General features: G+C 68.4%; 13 protein-coding genes. 6 read left to right on the forward strand and 7 right to left on the reverse strand.

What is annotated here, in order from left to right:
• Positions 1–32: 32 nt before the first annotated feature.
• The 3 genes from ACOGXE_RS10750 to ACOGXE_RS10760 form a co-directional block, all read right to left on the reverse strand.
• Positions 33–425, reverse strand: coding sequence for a nuclear transport factor 2 family protein (locus tag ACOGXE_RS10750; RefSeq protein WP_419930907.1), 393 nt, complete (start codon positions 423–425; stop codon positions 33–35).
• Between the two features lie 76 nt (positions 426–501).
• Complete coding sequence (locus tag ACOGXE_RS10755) at positions 502–1,560, reverse strand: LLM class flavin-dependent oxidoreductase (RefSeq protein WP_419930908.1); 1,059 nt, start codon at positions 1,558–1,560, stop codon at positions 502–504.
• Between the two features lie 66 nt (positions 1,561–1,626).
• Positions 1,627–3,189 carry a trimethylamine methyltransferase family protein gene (locus ACOGXE_RS10760; protein WP_419930909.1) on the reverse strand — a complete coding sequence of 521 codons (1,563 nt, stop codon included), beginning with the start codon at positions 3,187–3,189 and terminating at the stop codon, positions 1,627–1,629.
• Between the two features lie 92 nt (positions 3,190–3,281).
• Here ACOGXE_RS10760 and ACOGXE_RS10765 point away from each other — a divergent pair, with 92 nt between their 5' ends.
• Both ACOGXE_RS10765 and ACOGXE_RS10770 read left to right on the forward strand, forming a co-directional pair.
• Complete coding sequence (locus ACOGXE_RS10765) at positions 3,282–4,097, forward strand: enoyl-CoA hydratase/isomerase family protein (protein ID WP_419930910.1); 816 nt, start codon at positions 3,282–3,284, stop codon at positions 4,095–4,097.
• A 57-nt stretch (positions 4,098–4,154) separates the two neighbouring features.
• Positions 4,155–6,179 (forward strand): cell wall-binding repeat-containing protein, encoded by a 2,025-nt coding sequence (locus ACOGXE_RS10770; RefSeq protein ID WP_419930911.1) that lies wholly within the window; start codon positions 4,155–4,157, stop codon positions 6,177–6,179.
• Between the two features lie 35 nt (positions 6,180–6,214).
• Here ACOGXE_RS10770 and ACOGXE_RS10775 read toward each other — a convergent pair whose 3' ends face one another.
• Positions 6,215–8,134 carry a flavin-containing monooxygenase gene (locus ACOGXE_RS10775; protein ID WP_419930912.1) on the reverse strand — a complete coding sequence of 640 codons (1,920 nt, stop codon included), beginning with the start codon at positions 8,132–8,134 and terminating at the stop codon, positions 6,215–6,217.
• An 81-nt stretch (positions 8,135–8,215) separates the two neighbouring features.
• On the opposite strand from ACOGXE_RS10775, the gene ACOGXE_RS10780 reads away from it, so the two are divergent.
• Both ACOGXE_RS10780 and ACOGXE_RS10785 read left to right on the forward strand, forming a co-directional pair.
• Positions 8,216–10,075, forward strand: coding sequence for a hypothetical protein (locus ACOGXE_RS10780; RefSeq protein WP_419930913.1), 1,860 nt, complete (start codon positions 8,216–8,218; stop codon positions 10,073–10,075).
• Between the two features lie 36 nt (positions 10,076–10,111).
• On the forward strand, positions 10,112–11,524 hold the full coding sequence (locus tag ACOGXE_RS10785) for a DUF3179 domain-containing protein (RefSeq protein ID WP_419930914.1): 1,413 nt from the start codon (positions 10,112–10,114) through the stop codon (positions 11,522–11,524).
• Here ACOGXE_RS10785 and bfr read toward each other — a convergent pair.
• The 3 genes from bfr to ACOGXE_RS10800 all read right to left on the reverse strand — a co-directional run bounded on the left by bfr (position 11,521) and on the right by ACOGXE_RS10800 (position 13,115).
• A complete protein-coding gene (gene bfr / locus ACOGXE_RS10790; RefSeq protein ID WP_419930915.1) occupies positions 11,521–11,994 on the reverse strand; it encodes a bacterioferritin in 474 nt (157 codons plus the stop codon). The two genes, ACOGXE_RS10785 and bfr, sit on opposite strands and share 4 nt — an antisense overlap.
• A 60-nt stretch (positions 11,995–12,054) precedes the next feature.
• Positions 12,055–12,285 carry a (2Fe-2S)-binding protein gene (locus ACOGXE_RS10795; protein ID WP_419930916.1) on the reverse strand — a complete coding sequence of 77 codons (231 nt, stop codon included), beginning with the start codon at positions 12,283–12,285 and terminating at the stop codon, positions 12,055–12,057.
• A 152-nt stretch (positions 12,286–12,437) separates the two neighbouring features.
• Entirely contained in the window at positions 12,438–13,115 is a 678-nt protein-coding gene (locus ACOGXE_RS10800; protein ID WP_419930917.1) for a metal-dependent transcriptional regulator, read from the reverse strand.
• A 164-nt stretch (positions 13,116–13,279) separates the two neighbouring features.
• On the opposite strand from ACOGXE_RS10800, the gene ACOGXE_RS10805 reads away from it, so the two are divergent.
• Both ACOGXE_RS10805 and ACOGXE_RS10810 read left to right on the forward strand, forming a co-directional pair.
• A complete protein-coding gene (locus ACOGXE_RS10805; RefSeq protein ID WP_419930918.1) occupies positions 13,280–14,047 on the forward strand; it encodes an SDR family NAD(P)-dependent oxidoreductase in 768 nt (255 codons plus the stop codon).
• A gap of 65 nt (positions 14,048–14,112) precedes the next feature.
• Positions 14,113–16,545 carry a xanthine dehydrogenase family protein molybdopterin-binding subunit gene (locus ACOGXE_RS10810; protein ID WP_419930919.1) on the forward strand — a complete coding sequence of 811 codons (2,433 nt, stop codon included), beginning with the start codon at positions 14,113–14,115 and terminating at the stop codon, positions 16,543–16,545.
• Positions 16,546–16,602 lie beyond the last annotated feature (57 nt).

Genomic DNA, 16,602 nt, shown 5'->3' on the forward strand with positions numbered 1-16,602 from the left:
CTGTCGAGCCCGAGAACCGGGCTCGCGACGACTCAGTCGGGGTGGACCTGGGTGCGGCGGTGCTTGAGCATGCGGTCCTGCACTCGCCAGCCGTCGGGGGTCTTCACCACCAAGTCGTGATACGAGGCGGTGCCGACCTTGCCGCCGCCCAGCAGCGCCAGAATCCTGAACTTCAGCTCCACCCCGGCGTCCGTCTCGTTCACGTAGATGTTGGTCATCGTGTGGGTGCGCGGGTGCTCGGCCTCGTCGGCCATGAAATCCCGGATCGCCGTCAGGCCCTCCAGCCGCGGCGCCCCCAGATCGGTGAGATCGAATACCGCATCGTCGGTGAAGATCGTCCCGAGCCGGTCCCAGTCGCGGTCGTCGATGATGTCGCCGTAGCGGCCCGGCAGCTCGTGCAATTCCAGACGGTCAGCAATGTCCATGCGGGGACCATAGGCGAGTCGATGCGTGCGCTTCCCGGCGAGCGCGGCCGAAGGCCCTGATTGCTGGACCGGACGGTCAGCGGGTGAGGTTGGCGCGGACCCGGGGGATGACGTCGCTGGCGAATCGTTCCAGCGACGCATTCATGACCGACGGCGGGAGGCCGGGCGGGCCGCCCCACGTGACCAGGTCGGTGACGTCGTGGTCCCGGATCATCGAGGTCAGCTCGGCCACGCAGTGGTCGGCGCCGCCGACGGTCCACACCAGCGGGTTCAGCGGATCTGGCTGGCGTGGCCCGGTGCGGGCAGCACGCTCACGGGCGGTCGCCTTGTGGTCAGCGCTGGCTTTGATGATGCCGATGTAGACATCCCGCCGGTACTTCTCCGCAGCGGCGATCGCCTCCCACGTCGGATCCTCGGCGGGGTCCCGGCCATCGGTCACGTACACGCCCCGGATGATCCCCACCCGCTTGTCACCGGGATTCCGGCCGTCAGCCGCCAGCGCTTCCTTCCATGGATCCAGCACAGCGGCCTTCGGCCCTTGGGGCAGCAGGTTCGTATCGAACCGGGCGGCCCGCAGCGCACCCGCCTCGCTGGTGGCCGCCACCCACAGCGGGGGACCGCCGGGCTGCACCGGGTCGGGCGTGACCCGCAGGTCCCGGTACGAGTAGCGCTTGCCCTCATAGCTGAACGGCTCGCCCGACCACGCCAGCCGGAGAACATCGATGGCCTCCTCGGTCAGCGACACCCGCCGGCTGACCGGCAGGCCGAAGCCAGCGAACTCGTGCGCGGCGTAGCCCATGCCGATGCCCAGCTCCATGCGCCCGCCCGAGATGTTGTCGAGCACGGCGAGGTCCTCGGCCAGCCGCACCGGGTCGCGGAACGGCATCAGGCAGATGTCGGTGGAGAATCGCATCGTGTAGGTCAGCGCCGCCGCCGCACCGGCCACCGGCACGAAGTTGGGCAGATAGCCGTCCTCGATGAAGTGGTGCTCGGTGAACCAGCACTGCTCCAGCCCGAGCTGCTCGGCCAGCACCACCTGCTCGAACGTCTCGGCGTACACCTGCGGCATGGTCACGTCGCTGCCCGGCGGGCAGCGGAAGTCGTGCACGATCCCGAACCTGAGCGACTGCGCCATACCGTGCTCCTTGCTCAGTTACGGGACGCTAGTTGGGCAGCCCGAAACCGGATGGGCTCGCACGGTTCAGTACCAGGCGTCCGGCACCGATGCCTTGCGATCCTCGACGAAGGCCTGCAGCTCCCGGTCGGCGGCGGGATCGAGCGGTGGAGGAGGCTCGTAGGCGGCGAGCATCTGCTTCCATTGCTGGTTGGCGCGCTGGGCCATGTCGAGCGCGCCCTCCTCGGACCACTGCTCGAACGAGCGCGTGTCGCACAGCGCTGCCTCGAAGTTGGCCGACTCGAAGTTGGCCATGGTGTGAGCCGTCGCCAAGTAGTTCCCGCCCGGCCCGGCCTCGCTGAACGCCGCTCCGCCGAGCTCGTTGTCGTCAATGGTGAGGCCCTCTAGCAGGCGGTGCAGCATCCCGCAGCGGTCGGCGTCCATCACGAACTTCTCGTACCCGACAGTCAGGCCGCCCTCGAGCCAGCCGGCCGCCTGCAGGATGAAGTTCGCACCGGCCAGCAGCCCTGGGGTCATCGCATCGGCGGATTCCTGCATGGCCTGGGCGTCGGCAATCTTCGACGCGGTGTAGTGGCCGCCGCAGCGGAACGGCAGCCCCAACCGCCGGGCGAGCTGGCCGATCGCATAGGTGGCCAGTGACGATTCGGCGGTGCCGAAGGTCGGCGCGCCCGAGCGCAGGTCCATGGTGGTCAGGAAGTTGCCGTAGATCATCGGCGAGCCGGGCCGCACCAACTGGGTGAGCGCAATCCCGGTCATGGCTTCGGCGTGGGCCTGCGCGATCAGCGCCGGTTGGGTGACCGGGCCCATGCCCCCGCCGATGATGAACGGCGAGATCAGGCAGCCCTGGTTTGCCCGGGCGTAGGCCTTCAGCGCACCGCTCATGGTGTCGTCCCATACGAGCGGCGAGTTGACGTTCACGTTCCCCTGGATGACGCAGTGCGTGTCCATGAAGTCGGCACCGAATGCCGAGTCGAACACGATCCGGGCCATCGCAATCGAGTCCTCGGCCCGCTCCGGAGCGGTCACGGCGCCCATGAACGGCTTGGCCGACCAGCGCAGGTGGGCGTCCACCATGTCGAGGTGCCGCTTGTTGACCGCCACGTCCACCGGCTCGCACACCGTGCCGCTGCCATGGGCAAGCCACGGCGACATCCACGTCAGCTTCACGAAGTTCTCGAAGTCGGCGATGGTGGCATAGCGCCGGCCCCGGTCCAGATCGGTGACGAACGGCGGCCCGTACACCGGCGTGAACACGACGTGGTCGCCGCCGATCTCGACGCGCCGTCCGTCGCGGCCCCACAGAGCGAACCGGTTCGGCGCGGTGGCGCAGAGCTCTCGAGCCAGACCGGGGTCGAAGCGCACCCGCACGCCGTCGACCCGCGCCCCAGCCGCCCGGAACAGCTCCAGCGCCTCGTCATCTCCGCGGAACTCGACGCCGATCTCGTCGAGGATCCAGTCGGCGTGCGACTCCAAGCGGGTCAGCGCGCCATCGTCCAGCAGTTCATACGGCGGGATGCGGCGGCGCGGTGTGGGTTGCTCCGCAGACAGCACCGGGCCTGCGGTGCGCGCAGCGACCCGGCTCGAACGCCCCCGTCGCCCACCGCGACCTGTGCCGTCCCTGCCTGTCACGGCCACATTCTGCGGTACGGCCCGGGAGCGCTGCGACGGCGCTGGCTACTGTGCTGTCGCCGCATCGCATACGCCGGCGAGAGGATGCAGAGATGGCCGACACCTACGAGAACCTGAGCATCGACGCTCCCGCCGAGGGCGTGACGCGCATCACTCTGGATCGGCCCGAGCGGCTGAACGCCCTCACCCACGGGCTGGTCGCCGATCTGCACAGCGCATTCAGCGCCGTCGACGCCGACCACGACACTCGTGCGGTCGTGCTGACCGGCGCCGGCCGCGGTTTCTGCGCCGGACTCGACCTCACCGGGTTCGGCGGCGTGCCCGGGACCGAAGACCTAGGCGCGCCCCAGCGCGGCATGGCCGTGCAGCAGGAGATCGCCGAGCTCGTGCACCACATGCGCGACGTGCGCCAGCCGATCATCGCCGCCATCAACGGGGCGGCAGCCGGCGGCGGGTTCGCGCTCGCCTGCGCCTCCGACATCCGCTACTGCGCAGAGCGCGCCAAGTTCGGCACCGCGTTCGTACGGCTCGGCATCTCGGGCTGCGACATCGGCGTGAGCTGGATGCTGCCCCGCCTCATCGGCGCCTCCCGAGCCTGGGAGCTGATGCTCACCGGCCGGGTGATCGACGCCGCCGAAGCCGACCGCATCGGGCTCGTCAGCGCCGTCACCCCCGACGACGACCTCATGGACACCTGCCTCGGCGTCGCGGCCGAGATCGCCGCCAACAGCCCCTTCGGCGTGTGGATGACCAAAGAGGTCATGTGGTCGAACCTCGAGATCGGCAGCCTGCGCGCCGGCATCGACCTCGAGAACCGCACGCAGATCATGTCCTCGCTCACCGAGGACAGCCGCGAGGCCATGGCCTCGTTCCTCGAACGCCGCCAAGTCAAATGGTCCAACCGCTGAACGCCGCCCACCGCAGCGAACGCGCCAGAATGGGGCGAAGCACTACGTTCGCCCGTCATGACACACGTGCGATTGATCCGGGCGGCCATGGCGCTCGCCGTGTGCGCAGCGGCTTTGGTCGTCCCGTTTCCGGCGGCGGCGCAGTCCAACGCCTCGCTCGCGACCGTCGACATCACTCGCTACGGCGGCGCTGACCGGTACGCCACCTCGCTGCTCATAGCCGAAGCCGTCGCAACAGATGCTGGCGGCGAGCTGGAATCGGTGGTGATGGTGTCGGGCGGGCACTGGGCCGATGCGGTCGTCGCGGCATCGATCGCGGGCGCCGCGGGCGCCCCGGTGCTCATCACGCCGCCCGACCGGCTGCGCGCCGATGCGCTCGAGTTCTTGCAGCGAGTCGGGGTGACGGAGGTCACCGTGGTGACGAGCGGTATCGGGGCGGATACGACGGTATCCGAATTCGTGTTCTCGGCGCTCGACGACGCCGGCATCGACGCGACTCGCGTCGGCGGCGCCGACAGGTACCTCACGGGCATTGCAGTGGCTCGAACCCTGGCATCGCCAGGCTCACTGTCGGACACGGGGCCTTCGGCGATTGTCGCGAGCGGCGAGGTGTTCGCCGACGCGCTCGTCGCAGGCCCCATGTCGGCGAAGGCACAGGTGCCGGTGCTGCTGACGCCCCAAGCCGAGCTCCACCCCGATGTTGCCGAATATCTGGCCGACGCAGGCTTTCGCCACGTACTTCTGATGGGAGGCACGGCGGCAATATCGGAGGAGGTCGAAAGGAAGCTCACGGCCATCGGCTTCGCCGTGGACCGGATTGCGGGTGCTTCACGATTCGAGACGGCGACTATGACGGCCGCCCACGCAGATCGGACCTTCTCGAATGATTGTTTCGATGGCAGCCAGGTCGGGCTGGCGCGTGCGCGTGTGCCCTTCGACTCGTTCAGCGCTGCGCCGTTGCTTGCGCGCCTGTGCGCGCCGCTGCTGCTGACCGAACCCGGTGAGATTCCGTCCAGCACGTCTGCGTTCCTCGACGACGTTCGCGCCGATGCCGACGCGCCCGTGTCAATGACCGTCTTCGGCGGAGCAGCCGCTGTTTCCTGGCAGGCGCTCGATGCCTATGACGCGTTGGACTGCGGAGGGAGCAGCACCGACCCGCCAACGATGCTGTTCCGGGACCGCGATTCCGTCGCCGCGCCGGTGTGGTCTCCCGACTGCAGGCGCATCGCCTTCACTCAGCGTGGGCAGTTGTGGCTGGCCGACGCGGATGGCAGCGGCGCCACCAGAGTCTCGACCCCCTCAGGCATTCATCCTCGAGACCCGGACTGGTCGCCTGACGGCACAAGGATTGCGTTCTCGGACTTGGAGTTCGTTACCACTGCCGCTGGCAGGGAACAACGTGGGCACATTTACGTCATGGCGACCGACGGTTCGAACCTCAAGCAGTTGACGTCCGGTCCCTTTGAAGATGAACACCCGAGCTGGTCGCCTGACGGGACGAAGATCGCCTTCCATCGTCTCGAATTCGGTGATCTCGCGACCCGCAGTGGCGGCAGTGAGCGCTACATCGTCACCATGACGTCCGACGGCAAGCGACTGAAGCGCATCTTCAGCGAATTGGCCGACGCCGCTTGGGCGAACCGGACGGCGTGGTCGTGGGAATCGGAACCGGCTTGGTCGCCCGACGGCAAGCAGATCGCGTTCAAGTACATGCACCGGCTGGCGATAGCGAACGTGGACGCCAAGAGTTTCAAGGACGACTTCCGCGTGCTCTTCGACGTTGGGCTCAGGTTCAGCGGCAGCAGGATCTCGTGGTCTCCCGACGGCACCCGCATCGCCATCAGCCGCCGCCTCGTTGCACCCTCCGGGCGGATGTCCGAAGACGAGAGCATCGCCATCGTCGATGTCGCCAGCGGAGTTGCCACCGACATCACGCCGCGAGGCGAAGATCACTTCAACCCGCACTGGTCTCCCGACGGGCGACGCATCCTGTACCAATCGCATCGAGGCGAGGTGCGCGACGGCAGTTACAGATCGGTCGAGGACAGGATCTTCGTGGTCGGGGTCGATCACAGACCCTGATCGCTCGCCGCTCCTTGGACTGAACGGGCCTGCCGCTAGCCGGCGGGCTGGGGTACCTGGTCGGACTTGAACTCGAACAGGTACGGGTCCAGCGACTCCTGGGCCGCGATCCGCCACTTGTGCCAGTAGCCGCCGCCGTAGTACGCCAGGCTCCCGGGCGTAGCGTCGCCGTGGCCGTTGTAATACGAAAGGCAGTCGCGCAGCGGGGCCGTGGTGATGTCAGCCACCCGGCAGTGCTCGGCGTAGTTGACCTCTGAGTCGGAGGTGATGTCCACCACGTTCCACGCCTTGTCGCGCATCTCGGTGAGCATCCACACGATGTAGTCGCCGTGGGTGTCGATGGCGTCGGTGAAGTTGAAGCTGCCGCCGCCGCCCTGCGGCCCCGACACGATGAACAGGTTCGGGAAGCCGTGGCTGTGCAGGCCCAGGAACGTCTTGGTGCCCTCGGTCTGCCACTTCTCGCTCAGCGTCACGCCGTCGCGGCCGCTGATCATGTTGAACGTCGACGTCGCCATCCACTGGAAGCCGGTGGCGTAGATCAGCACGTCCAGCGGGTACTCGATGCCCTCGTGCACCACGCCCCGCTCGTTGATCTCCTGCACGCCCATCGGGGCGGTGTCCACCAGGTGCACATGGGGAAGGTTGAACGTGGGCAGGTACTCGTCGTGGAACGTGGGCCGCTTGCAGCCGTAGGGGTAGTAGGGCTTCAGCGCCTCAGCGGTGGCCGGGTCGTCGACGATGGCGTCCACACGGGCCCGGATCTGCTCCATGATCCGGAAGTTGGTGTTGAGCTGCTTCTGCACCAGCTCGTCGGGCGACAGCTTGCGGGCGTGCTGCTTGCGTTCCTTGAAATCGTCGACCCGGCCGGCCAGGTAGTCGTCATTGGCCTTGATGGCCGTGCGGCCCGACGAGATGCGCGAGAACCGCTTGCGCCGGGCCCGCGCCCAGCCGGGCTCCTTCGACCACTCGGCGATCTCCTCAGGATCGGTGGCCCGCTGGTCTCGCACGTCGATCGACGACGGCGTGCGCTGGAACACGTACAGCTCGCCCACCACCTTGGCGATCTCAGGGATGACCTGCACGGCGGTGGCGCCGGTGCCGATGATGCCCACCCGCTTGCCTTCGAGGTCGATGTTGTAGTCCCAGCGTGAGGTGTGGAACGACTCGCCGGCGAAGCTGGCCATGCCGTCGATGCGCGCCAGCTTCGGGCTGGTGAGGATGCCATTCGCCAGGATCACGTAGCGGGCCTTCATGGCGTCGCCGCGGTCGGTGTACACGGTCCAGCGGCCGGTCTCCTCGTCCCACACCGTCGAATCCACCGTCGTGTGGAACAGGCACTGGTCGTAGAAGCCGAACTTGTCGGCCATCGCCTGGCAGTACTCGAGGATCTCGAAGCCTGAAGCGAACTTCATCGTCGGGATGTACTTCATCTCCTCGAGCAGCGGCAGGTAGCTGTACGACTCCACGTCGCAGGCGATGCCGGGGTAGCGGTTCCAGTACCAGGTGCCGCCGACATCGCCGCCCTTCTCGCAGAAGCGCACATCGGTGAAGCCGGCGGCCTGCAGCTTGTGCCACAGCAGCAGCCCGGCGAACCCGGCGCCGATGCACAGAATCTCGCACTCGTCGTTGAGCGCCTCCCGCTCGATGGGCGGCTCGGAATAGACGTCTTCGAGGTAGCGCGAGAACTCGCCCTCCATGGCCATGTAGTCGGCCGCGCCCCGGCGGGCCTCCTTGAAGTCGCGGTACTTGGCCTGCTCCTCGGCGTTGAAGACGGCTCCCGGCGGGGGAGGCGGCAGCTCCTTCGCGTGCTCGTCGGCGTTGACCGAGTAGCCCTTGCCGGCAATCTTCTCAGAGGCTTTCGCCGCCTTGGTGTTGAAGATCTTGCGACCCGTCTGCGGGTCGATGCTGATCGCCGGACGCGTGCCCGCCTCTGTTGCCACCTGGCCCTCTGACATCGTGCGACCTCCGTAGTGCCCCGTTCGATGTTAGGGGAGGCGCCCAGCGGCGCGCCGGGGTGTGACAGCCTTCCCAGCGACATGCAGCGCGACACACCGCAGGTTTTTGTGTGGGCCTCAGTGGGGATGGGCGTGCTGCTCGCGGTGCTCGTGGTGCACCTGCGCACGGCCGTCGTGGCCGGGGGACCGGTGGCGGTTCCCGACATCCCGGCATACCTGGGCATCGCCCAGTGGGTCGGCGGCGACGGGCTCACCCCCGATGGCATCCCTTTTCAGCCGGGGTACGGACTGCTGATCGCGCCGCTGGTGGCCATCTCGCAGGTCTCGCTGCTGGGAACCCAGGGCGAGGTGGTGCATTACCTCGCGCTGGTCGTCAACTCGCTGGCTGCAACGGCCGCCGTGGTGGTGGCGGGCCGGCTGGGCCTGGTCTGCTCGCAGCGCCGGAGGGTCGTCGGCGCAACAGAACGGCTGGGGCCACAAAGCTGGCAGGTGGCCGGTGCAGCAGGTCTGATCGCCGCGGTGCACCCGTCGCTGTCGAGCGCCTCGCGCATCGCCTGGCCCGAGACACTGCTGGGTCTGGCGGTGCTGACTGTGGCGCTCGCGGTGGCCTTCGCCGCGAAGGCGGCCGGTTCTGGGGCCAGCCGGCAGGCGTGGGCCCGGGCAGGACTGGTAGCGACGCTGGCCGTCGCCTTGCACGCCCGGATGATCGTGCTGGTGGCTGCCGTGGTGCTGACGGCGTTGCTGTGCCGGATCGGCCGCCGAGCGTGGGCCAGTCTCGGCGGCGGTCTGCTGTTCGGCAGCGCCGCAACCGCGGTGGCGCTGTCGCTCACCGGCACCTGGCCCACGGAACGGCTGAGCGAAGCGGCACAGCTCGACCGCGGCGCCGAGCCGATCCTGACGGTGGCCGGGCAGCTCTTGGCGCTGGGCGGGGGCACCGTCGGCCTCGGCATCATCGGCCTGGCTGCTGGCGTATGGATGGCGATCGGCTTAGCCCACGCGCGGCGACTCGAACCGCTCACCGTTGCACTGGTCTGCCTGGCGCTCGGAGCGCTCGGAGCGGTGCTGCTCGGCGGATGGACGCTGACCGGCAGCGAGCGCGCCGATGCGCTGCTCTACGGGCGCTATGTCGACCCATGGGCGGTGCCGCTGGCCGTCGCCGCTCTGGCATGGTTTGCGGCCCGGCCAGCACTGCCTCGCAGCGAATCGGCGACGTCCGGCATCGTTGCTTCTCCATGTCCGCCCGCGATTCCTCGGAGCACGCTGCCGTCAAGCGGTTCGGCCGTGGTCGGGACCGCCGTGGCCGTGGCGGTACTCGCGTGCGCTGCAGTCATCGGTGTCGCAGGCGGCTACGACGCGGCACCTCGCCGCATCATGACGCTGTCGTTCAGCCCGGCGTGGACGTGGCTCGGCGAGCGTCTGGGCGCAGTGGCAGTTGCAGCCCTCGTCTCCACGCTTCTCGGTGTACTGCTCGTCGCCGTCGCGCTGCGCAGGCGAGCACCGACCAGCGGGGAGGCGACGTCTCCGCGCGCAGCACATGTTCCCGAGATCGCGGTGGGAGCGCTCATTGCAGCGGTGCTGGCGCTTGGAGCGGTTGCGACGGTGTCGAACCACCGTCACCTTGCCGACGTCGGCGCCGTCGCACGAGACCAGGTCGCCGCCGCCGAACCCGTGTCGGACGCGGTCGAAGACGACGGCCTGACCTGCCTCGCCCACGACCGGACGTCGGTGCCCGACTACGCGCTGTGGCTCTACCGCTTGGAGCTGCCCGAGATCGCTCACGAACGGGTCACGCTGAATGCCGGAGACCGACCCTGCTCCGAGCTGGTCATCGCAGACGATGACTTGGCGCAGCGTTGCACGAACGCCCGGCATCTCATCGATGAGCCTGCGGCCTCCTGGGCGCTGTGGCGGCTGGCCGGACGCAGGTGCATCGGCGTGTGAACATGGCGGCGCGGGCAGCCGGAGTACCGTCGCACGATGGCTCCTGCGACAGCGGCATCGGTACCGGCCGACATCCGCGCTGGCACGACGACCTGCCACCGTCCGGATCGGTTCCGGCTGACGTCAGCGGCCGCACGACGGCATGGTGCCCGCGGCGTGCTGGTACTGCTGTCAGCGGCGCTCATGCTTATCGCGGCGGGGTGCGCTGATGCCTCATCGGACGATCAGCAGACCGGGTCGGACACCACTGGCTCGGATGCGACGGGGGCAGCGAGCACCGACACGGCGCCGGCAACAACGGCCGCAGCACCCCGGTCGACGACTCCTGGCGAGGTGATTGTCGACGTCAAGGTCACGCAGATCCCCGGCGGACCTCGCGAGTCCACCGTCTCCGCGCTGCGCGAGGGCATGACCGCACCCCTGCTGCCCCAGCCGCTGGTATCGCCTCTGGACGTGCTCTCCGGCGGGCCGCCGCCCGACGGCATCCCGTCCATCGACGCGCCGGAGTTCGAACGGGCCACCGATGTCGGCTTCCTGCAGCCCCAGGAAGCCGTCGTCACGCTCACTCTCAACGGCGACGCTCGCGCCTACCCCGCGCAGGTGCTGCTGTGGCACGAGATCGTCAACGACACCGTCGGCGGCGAGCCGGTCACCATCACCTACTGCCCGCTGTGCAACACGGCCATCGGCTACTACCGGCAGCTCGGCGACCGCATCTTCGACTTCGGCACCTCGGGCCGGCTCTACAACTCGGCGCTCGTCATGTACGACCGCCAGACCGAGAGCTTGTGGGCGCACTACACCGGGCAGGCCATCGCTGGCGCGCTCACCGGATCCCAGCTCGAGCTGATCCCCGTCGCCACCGTCGCCTGGGAGACGTTCCTCGACGAGCATCCCAACGGCTTGGTGATGACGCGCCCCGGCGGCTTCGGCCGGCAATACGGCACCAATCCGTACGCCAACTACGACCAGCCGGACGGCAACCCGCTCTTCTTCAGCGGCACTCCCGATTCGCGCCTGCCGCCGCAGACCCGTGTGCTGGTCGTGCGCCACGGCGGCGCTTCGGTCGCGGTGCAGCTCGACACGCTGCAGTCCGAGGGCGTGCTGCCGTTGGACCTGGGCGGGACGCCGGTGGTCGTGTTCCATCTTCCCGGTACGGCCACGCCCATCCAGAGCGTGCAGGTGGCGTTCGGCCGCGATGTCGGCGCAACCGGCGTGTTCGACCCCATGGTGGACGGTCAGGTGCTGAGCTTCACGCGACTGCCCGACGCCGCCAGCTCAGAGGGGCCGGGGGCGTTTACCGACGATCAGACCGGCTCGACCTGGTCCGTGCTGGGCCGAGCGCTCGATGGCCCGCTGGCAGGAACACAGCTTGTCCCCATCGAGCACATCGACACCTTCTGGTTCGCAGCCGCCGCCTACGACCCTGCCATCGAACTGCGGCCCTAGTCGTCGCCGATCTGACTCTGCAGGTACCGCTCGACGCCGATGTCCTCAATCAGGCTCTGCTGGGTCTCGATCCAGTCGAGGTGCTCTTCCTCGCCGACCAGCAGGTGCTCCAGCAGTTCGCGGGTGCCGGCGTCTCCGTGGTCGAGGCACAGGCGCACGCCGCTGCGGTACCGCTCGATGGCGTTCTCTTCGAGTTGGCGATCGAGTGCGAGCTGTTCGGGCACGGTCTCGCCGATCATCACCGTGCCGAGCCGCTGCATGTTGGGCAGCGCGTCCAGCAGCAGGATGCGCTCCATCAGCTTCTCGGCATCGCGCATCTCTTCGACGGATTCCTCGTGATACTGCGACGCCAAGCGGCCGTAGCCCCAGTTCTCGGCGATCTTCGAGGCGGCGAAGTACTGGTTGATGGCCGTCAGCTCGGCTGTCAGCGCTTCGTTCAAGAACTCGATGACTTCAGGCGAACCTCGCATGGCTCCACCCTATGCGCCCATCGTCGCAGCGCACGTCGCGCCGTGCTCCGCCTGCAGCGGTCAGGTGCCGACGGCGATCGGGTCGAACGCGATGGAGTGCACCGTGTGGTGCGCCGGATCAAGCTCGACATCTCGACATTGATCCAGCACGGCGCGAATCGTCATCAGGCAGCTGCCGCAATCGGTGCCTGCGCCGCACACCCGACCGATGTCCGCCACCGTCACCGCACCGTGTGTCGCGAAGTGCCGGATGGTTGCCTCGTTCGTGGCGAGGCACTGGCAGACGATCATGGCAACGGCGGCCTCTCGGGCGACTCATGCGCACACCGCCGGGCGGTACACGCAATCTTGATGCTCCATGTTAGGCATCGCTAACGCCGCAAGCGCAATGAGGTCGCGCAAACGCAAGGCTCACTCTCGGCCTGCGAGCGCGACTGGCTGGCTCAGATCGCGGCAGTGACCAGGATGCGGGCAGCGGTGTAGGCGCTCACGCCGACCGTCCCTTCGGGCATCCGGACGGTGGCGGTGCCGTCGGGAGCCACCGACAGGACCTCGCCCGCACGACCCGGCATCAGCCCTGATTGCTCGAGGAACTCGAGCTGTCCCGTTTCGAACTCGAGCTCTTCGGGAATGCGCTGCACGGTGAATGCGCCGCTGGCGCCGATCTCGGCGAGCGGCTTGGCATCGGTGGGCGCGACATAGTCGGTACCGGGAATCGGATTGCCGTGCGGGCACGTGTTCGGATCTTCGAGCACTTCCATCATCGCCTGCTCGACGACGGGCGAGATGACGTGCTCCCAGCGGCCGGCCTCGTGATGGGCATCCGCCCAGTTCAGCTTCAAGATGTCGGTCAGGAACCGCTCGGCCAGCCGGTGCCGTCGCACGACCGTCGTGGCGATCTGCTGACCCTCGTCGGTGAGGCTGATGTGGGCGTGGTCATCCACGTTGACCAAGCCCTCACGCTGCATCCGGCGGATCATCTCCGACACTGCCGGGCGCGAGACCTCCAGCCGTTCGGCAATGCGGGCCTGGATGACCTCGACGCCGTCCTCCGCCAGCTCGTACACCGTCTCGGAGTACTCCTCGAAGGCCGGATGGTATTCCGTCGGCTCGTACCCCATGCTCGCCACCATAGCGGTAGCCCGCGGAGCGGCTGCACCGGATTACGGCTGTACTTGTTGGCCGTCGTGGCGGCGCGGCTTGATGTTGCGTGGGCGCTCCCGCTCCGCTCGCGGCAGACTTGCGCTGCCTCGGGTAGGCGGCGGTTCACAGAGCGGAGCGTGTGATGGATCTGCAGTTGGCAGGAAAGAACGTCCTGGTGACGGGAGCCGGCCAGGGGCTCGGCTTGGCCATCGCTGCGGCGTTCGCCGACGAGGGCGCGAACGTGGCCTTCGCCTACAACGCTTCGAGCGAAGGCGCCGAGAAGGGTGCTGCCGCAGCCCAGGAGTCGGGCCGGGCAGCACTCGCCGTCCGATGCGACGTCACCAGCCAGGACGATGTGGAGCGCACGGTGGACCAGGTGGTCAGCGAGTTCGGCTGTATCGATGTGCTCATCAACAATGCCGCCTACACCGACACCGGGCCATTCGTCGACGCAAACCCCGACGAGCTGGCGCGGATGGTGGATGTGACCGTGATGGGCACCATGCGGATGACCCAGGCGGTCGTGCGTCACCTGGTGGACGCCGGCATTGCGGGATCGATCGTGTCGCTCATGGGCGACTCGGGCCGGGTGGGCGAGAGCCGCTTGGCGGGAGTGGCCACCACGCGGGCATCCACAATGGGTCTGATGAAGTCGGTCGCCAAGGAGTTCGGCCGAAACGGGATCCGCGCCAACACGGTGTCGCTCGGATTGGTGCGCTCAGAACGCTTCGCCCACCACACCGGCAATGCCGACGACGAACGCATGGCCCGCATCGCCAAGATGTATCCCCTGCGGCGGGTCGGCGTGCCCGACGACGTGCCGCCGATGGTGCTGCTGCTGGCCTCGCCGCTGTCGGGATGGACCACCGGCCAGACCGTCTCGGTGAACGGCGGCTACTCGATGGTCTGAGCGGCCGATCGGACGACAGTCGACCGTCGAGACGGCGCCGGAACCCCGGCCGGGGAGAGTGCAGCGTGACAGACGAGCCGTTCAGACTCGACGAGACGGTCCCCACGAGCGGCGGACCGTTCGGCCAGCCGGTGCCCCGCCGCGAAGACAGCCGGTTGCTGCGAGGGCGCGGCCGCTACGTCGCGAATGTCCGCTATGACGGCCAGCTTGCAGTGGCGTTCGTGCGGAGTCCTGTGGCTCATGCGCGGATCGTCTCGGTCGACGTCTCGGCTGCTCGGCACGCCCCCGGCGTGGTGGATGTGGCAACTGGGGCCGACCCCGATTTCGCAGGCTTGGCTCTCGTCGCCGAGTCGGCGCTGCCGACCCATGTGAACACACCGCAGCCCGTGCTGGCGGCAAGCAAAGTGCGCTACCAGGGCGAGGCCGTCGCGGCGGTGGTTGCCACGACGGCTGCAGCAGCGGCCGATGCCGCCGAATTGGTGGAGGTCGTCTACGACGAGCTGCGGGTGCACGTCGATGCCGTGGCCGCTGCTGCGAAGCCGGTCGAGCCGGTGCACGACATCGCGCCGGACAACCTCATCGTCACCCGCACGTTCGATTCCGGTGATGTCGACACAGCGCTGGCCGGTTCGCACCTGGTGGTGGAGCGCTCGTATCGCACGAACCGGCACGGTGCGACGCCGATGGAGGGCCGCGGCGCGGTGGCCGTCTGGGACCCCGGCGGCACCAAGCTGACGCTGCACGCCACCTCCCAGGTTCCCTATCTGCATCGCAGCGGCCTGGCCAAGGTGCTCGGGCTGCCCGACAGCGCCGTGCGCATGATGGTCGGCGATGTCGGCGGCGGGTTCGGCATCAAGGGAGCGCTGTATCCCGAAGATGCCGCCGTGAGCCAGCTGGCGCGGCGGCTCGGCCGTCCGATCGGGTGGGTGGAGACCCGCTCGGAGCACATGGCCACGGCGCTGCACGCCCGCGACCACCACTACACGGTGCGAGCCGGATTCGACGCCGACGGCACGCTCGTGGCGGTCGACGCGGTGCTGCATGCCAACGTGGGCGCGTACAGCTCGCCGCCGTGGACAGCGGGCATCGAGCCGCTCATGGCCGGGGGACTGCTGACCGGCCCCTACAAGCTCGCCCACTACCGCTGCGAGGTGCTGGGCGTGGCCACCAACACCACGCCGACCGGTCCCTACCGGGGTGTGGCCCGTCCGGCCACGGTGTTCGTGATGGAGCGCCTGCTGGACGACGCGGCCGCCGCGCTCGGCGTGGACCCCCTCGACATCCGCCGTCGCAACCTGGTTGCACCCGAGGATCTGCCGTACACGGCACCCACGCGACTGGTGCACGATTCACGCACCTACGTGGAGTGCCTGCAACAGGCGGCTGATCTCGTGGACTACGAAGGTTTCCGGAAGGCCCAGCAGGCGGCGCGCAGTGCTGGTGCCGCAGCATCCGGGCCGGCCCCCAGCACGACCCCTGGCAAGACGGCAGCCACCGGGATCGGCTTCGCCTGTTACAACGAGCTGACCGGGCTGGGCCAGAAGGCCTCGGCCGGCCCGCGACTGCCGTTCCGCACCGGCCACGAGTCCGCCGAAGTGCGCATCGACCCGTCGGGCAAGGTCACTGCCGCCATGGGCGTCACCTCGCAGGGCCAGGGCCTGGAAACGACGATGGCGCAGGTCGTGGCCGCCGAGCTCGGCGTGGCAGTCGAGCAGGTGATCGTCGAGATGGGTGACACCGACCGCATCTCGTTCGGGATGGGCGCATTCGCCAGCCGTCAAGGCGTGATCGGCTCGGGCGCAGCCACGCTGGCAGCTCGCGCCGTGCTGGCCAAGGCGCTCGTCATAGCGGCGCATCTGCTCGAAGCCGAGCCCGAGTGGCTGAGCATCGACGACGGCCTCATCCACACGCAGGATGCGCCCGCCGTCGGCGTCACGCTGGCAGAGGTCGCCCATGTGGCATATTTCGAGCCCCACCGTCTCCCGCCCGGCCTCGAGCCGGGCCTGGAGGCCATGCGCTTCTACGACCCTATGACCGGCACGTTCGCGGCGGGTGCGCAGGCTGCGGTAGTCGCCGTGGACCTCGAGACCGGCGAGGTGGACGTGGAGCGCATCGTCTGCGTGGAGGACACCGGCCGCGTGATCAATCCCATGATCGTGGAGGGCCAGATGCACGGCGCCATCGCCCAAGGCGTGGGCGGGGCGCTGTACGAGCACTTCGTCTACGACGCCGACGGCCAGTTGCATTCGGGCACCTTCATGGACTACCTGGCCATCACCGCCGACCGGATGCCGTCCATCGAGCTGGGCCACGTGGCCGACCCGGCGCACAATCTGAACCAGATTCGCGGCGTCGGCGAGGGCGGCACGCTCGGCCCCTATGCCGCCATCGCCAATGCCGTCTGCGACGCGCTCGCGCCGTTGGGCATCACCATCGACGAGCTGCCGCTGAGCCCCGCCCGCATCCACGCAGCGCTCTCAACAGAAGCCCATTGCTAGGCCGCATTACTGACGTTCACGCTGACGACTAAGAACGCTCATTCGGATACGCGCGGT

This window comes from Candidatus Poriferisodalis sp. (assembly GCF_965208555.1).
Lineage (GTDB): Bacteria > Actinomycetota > Acidimicrobiia > Acidimicrobiales > Poriferisodalaceae > Poriferisodalis.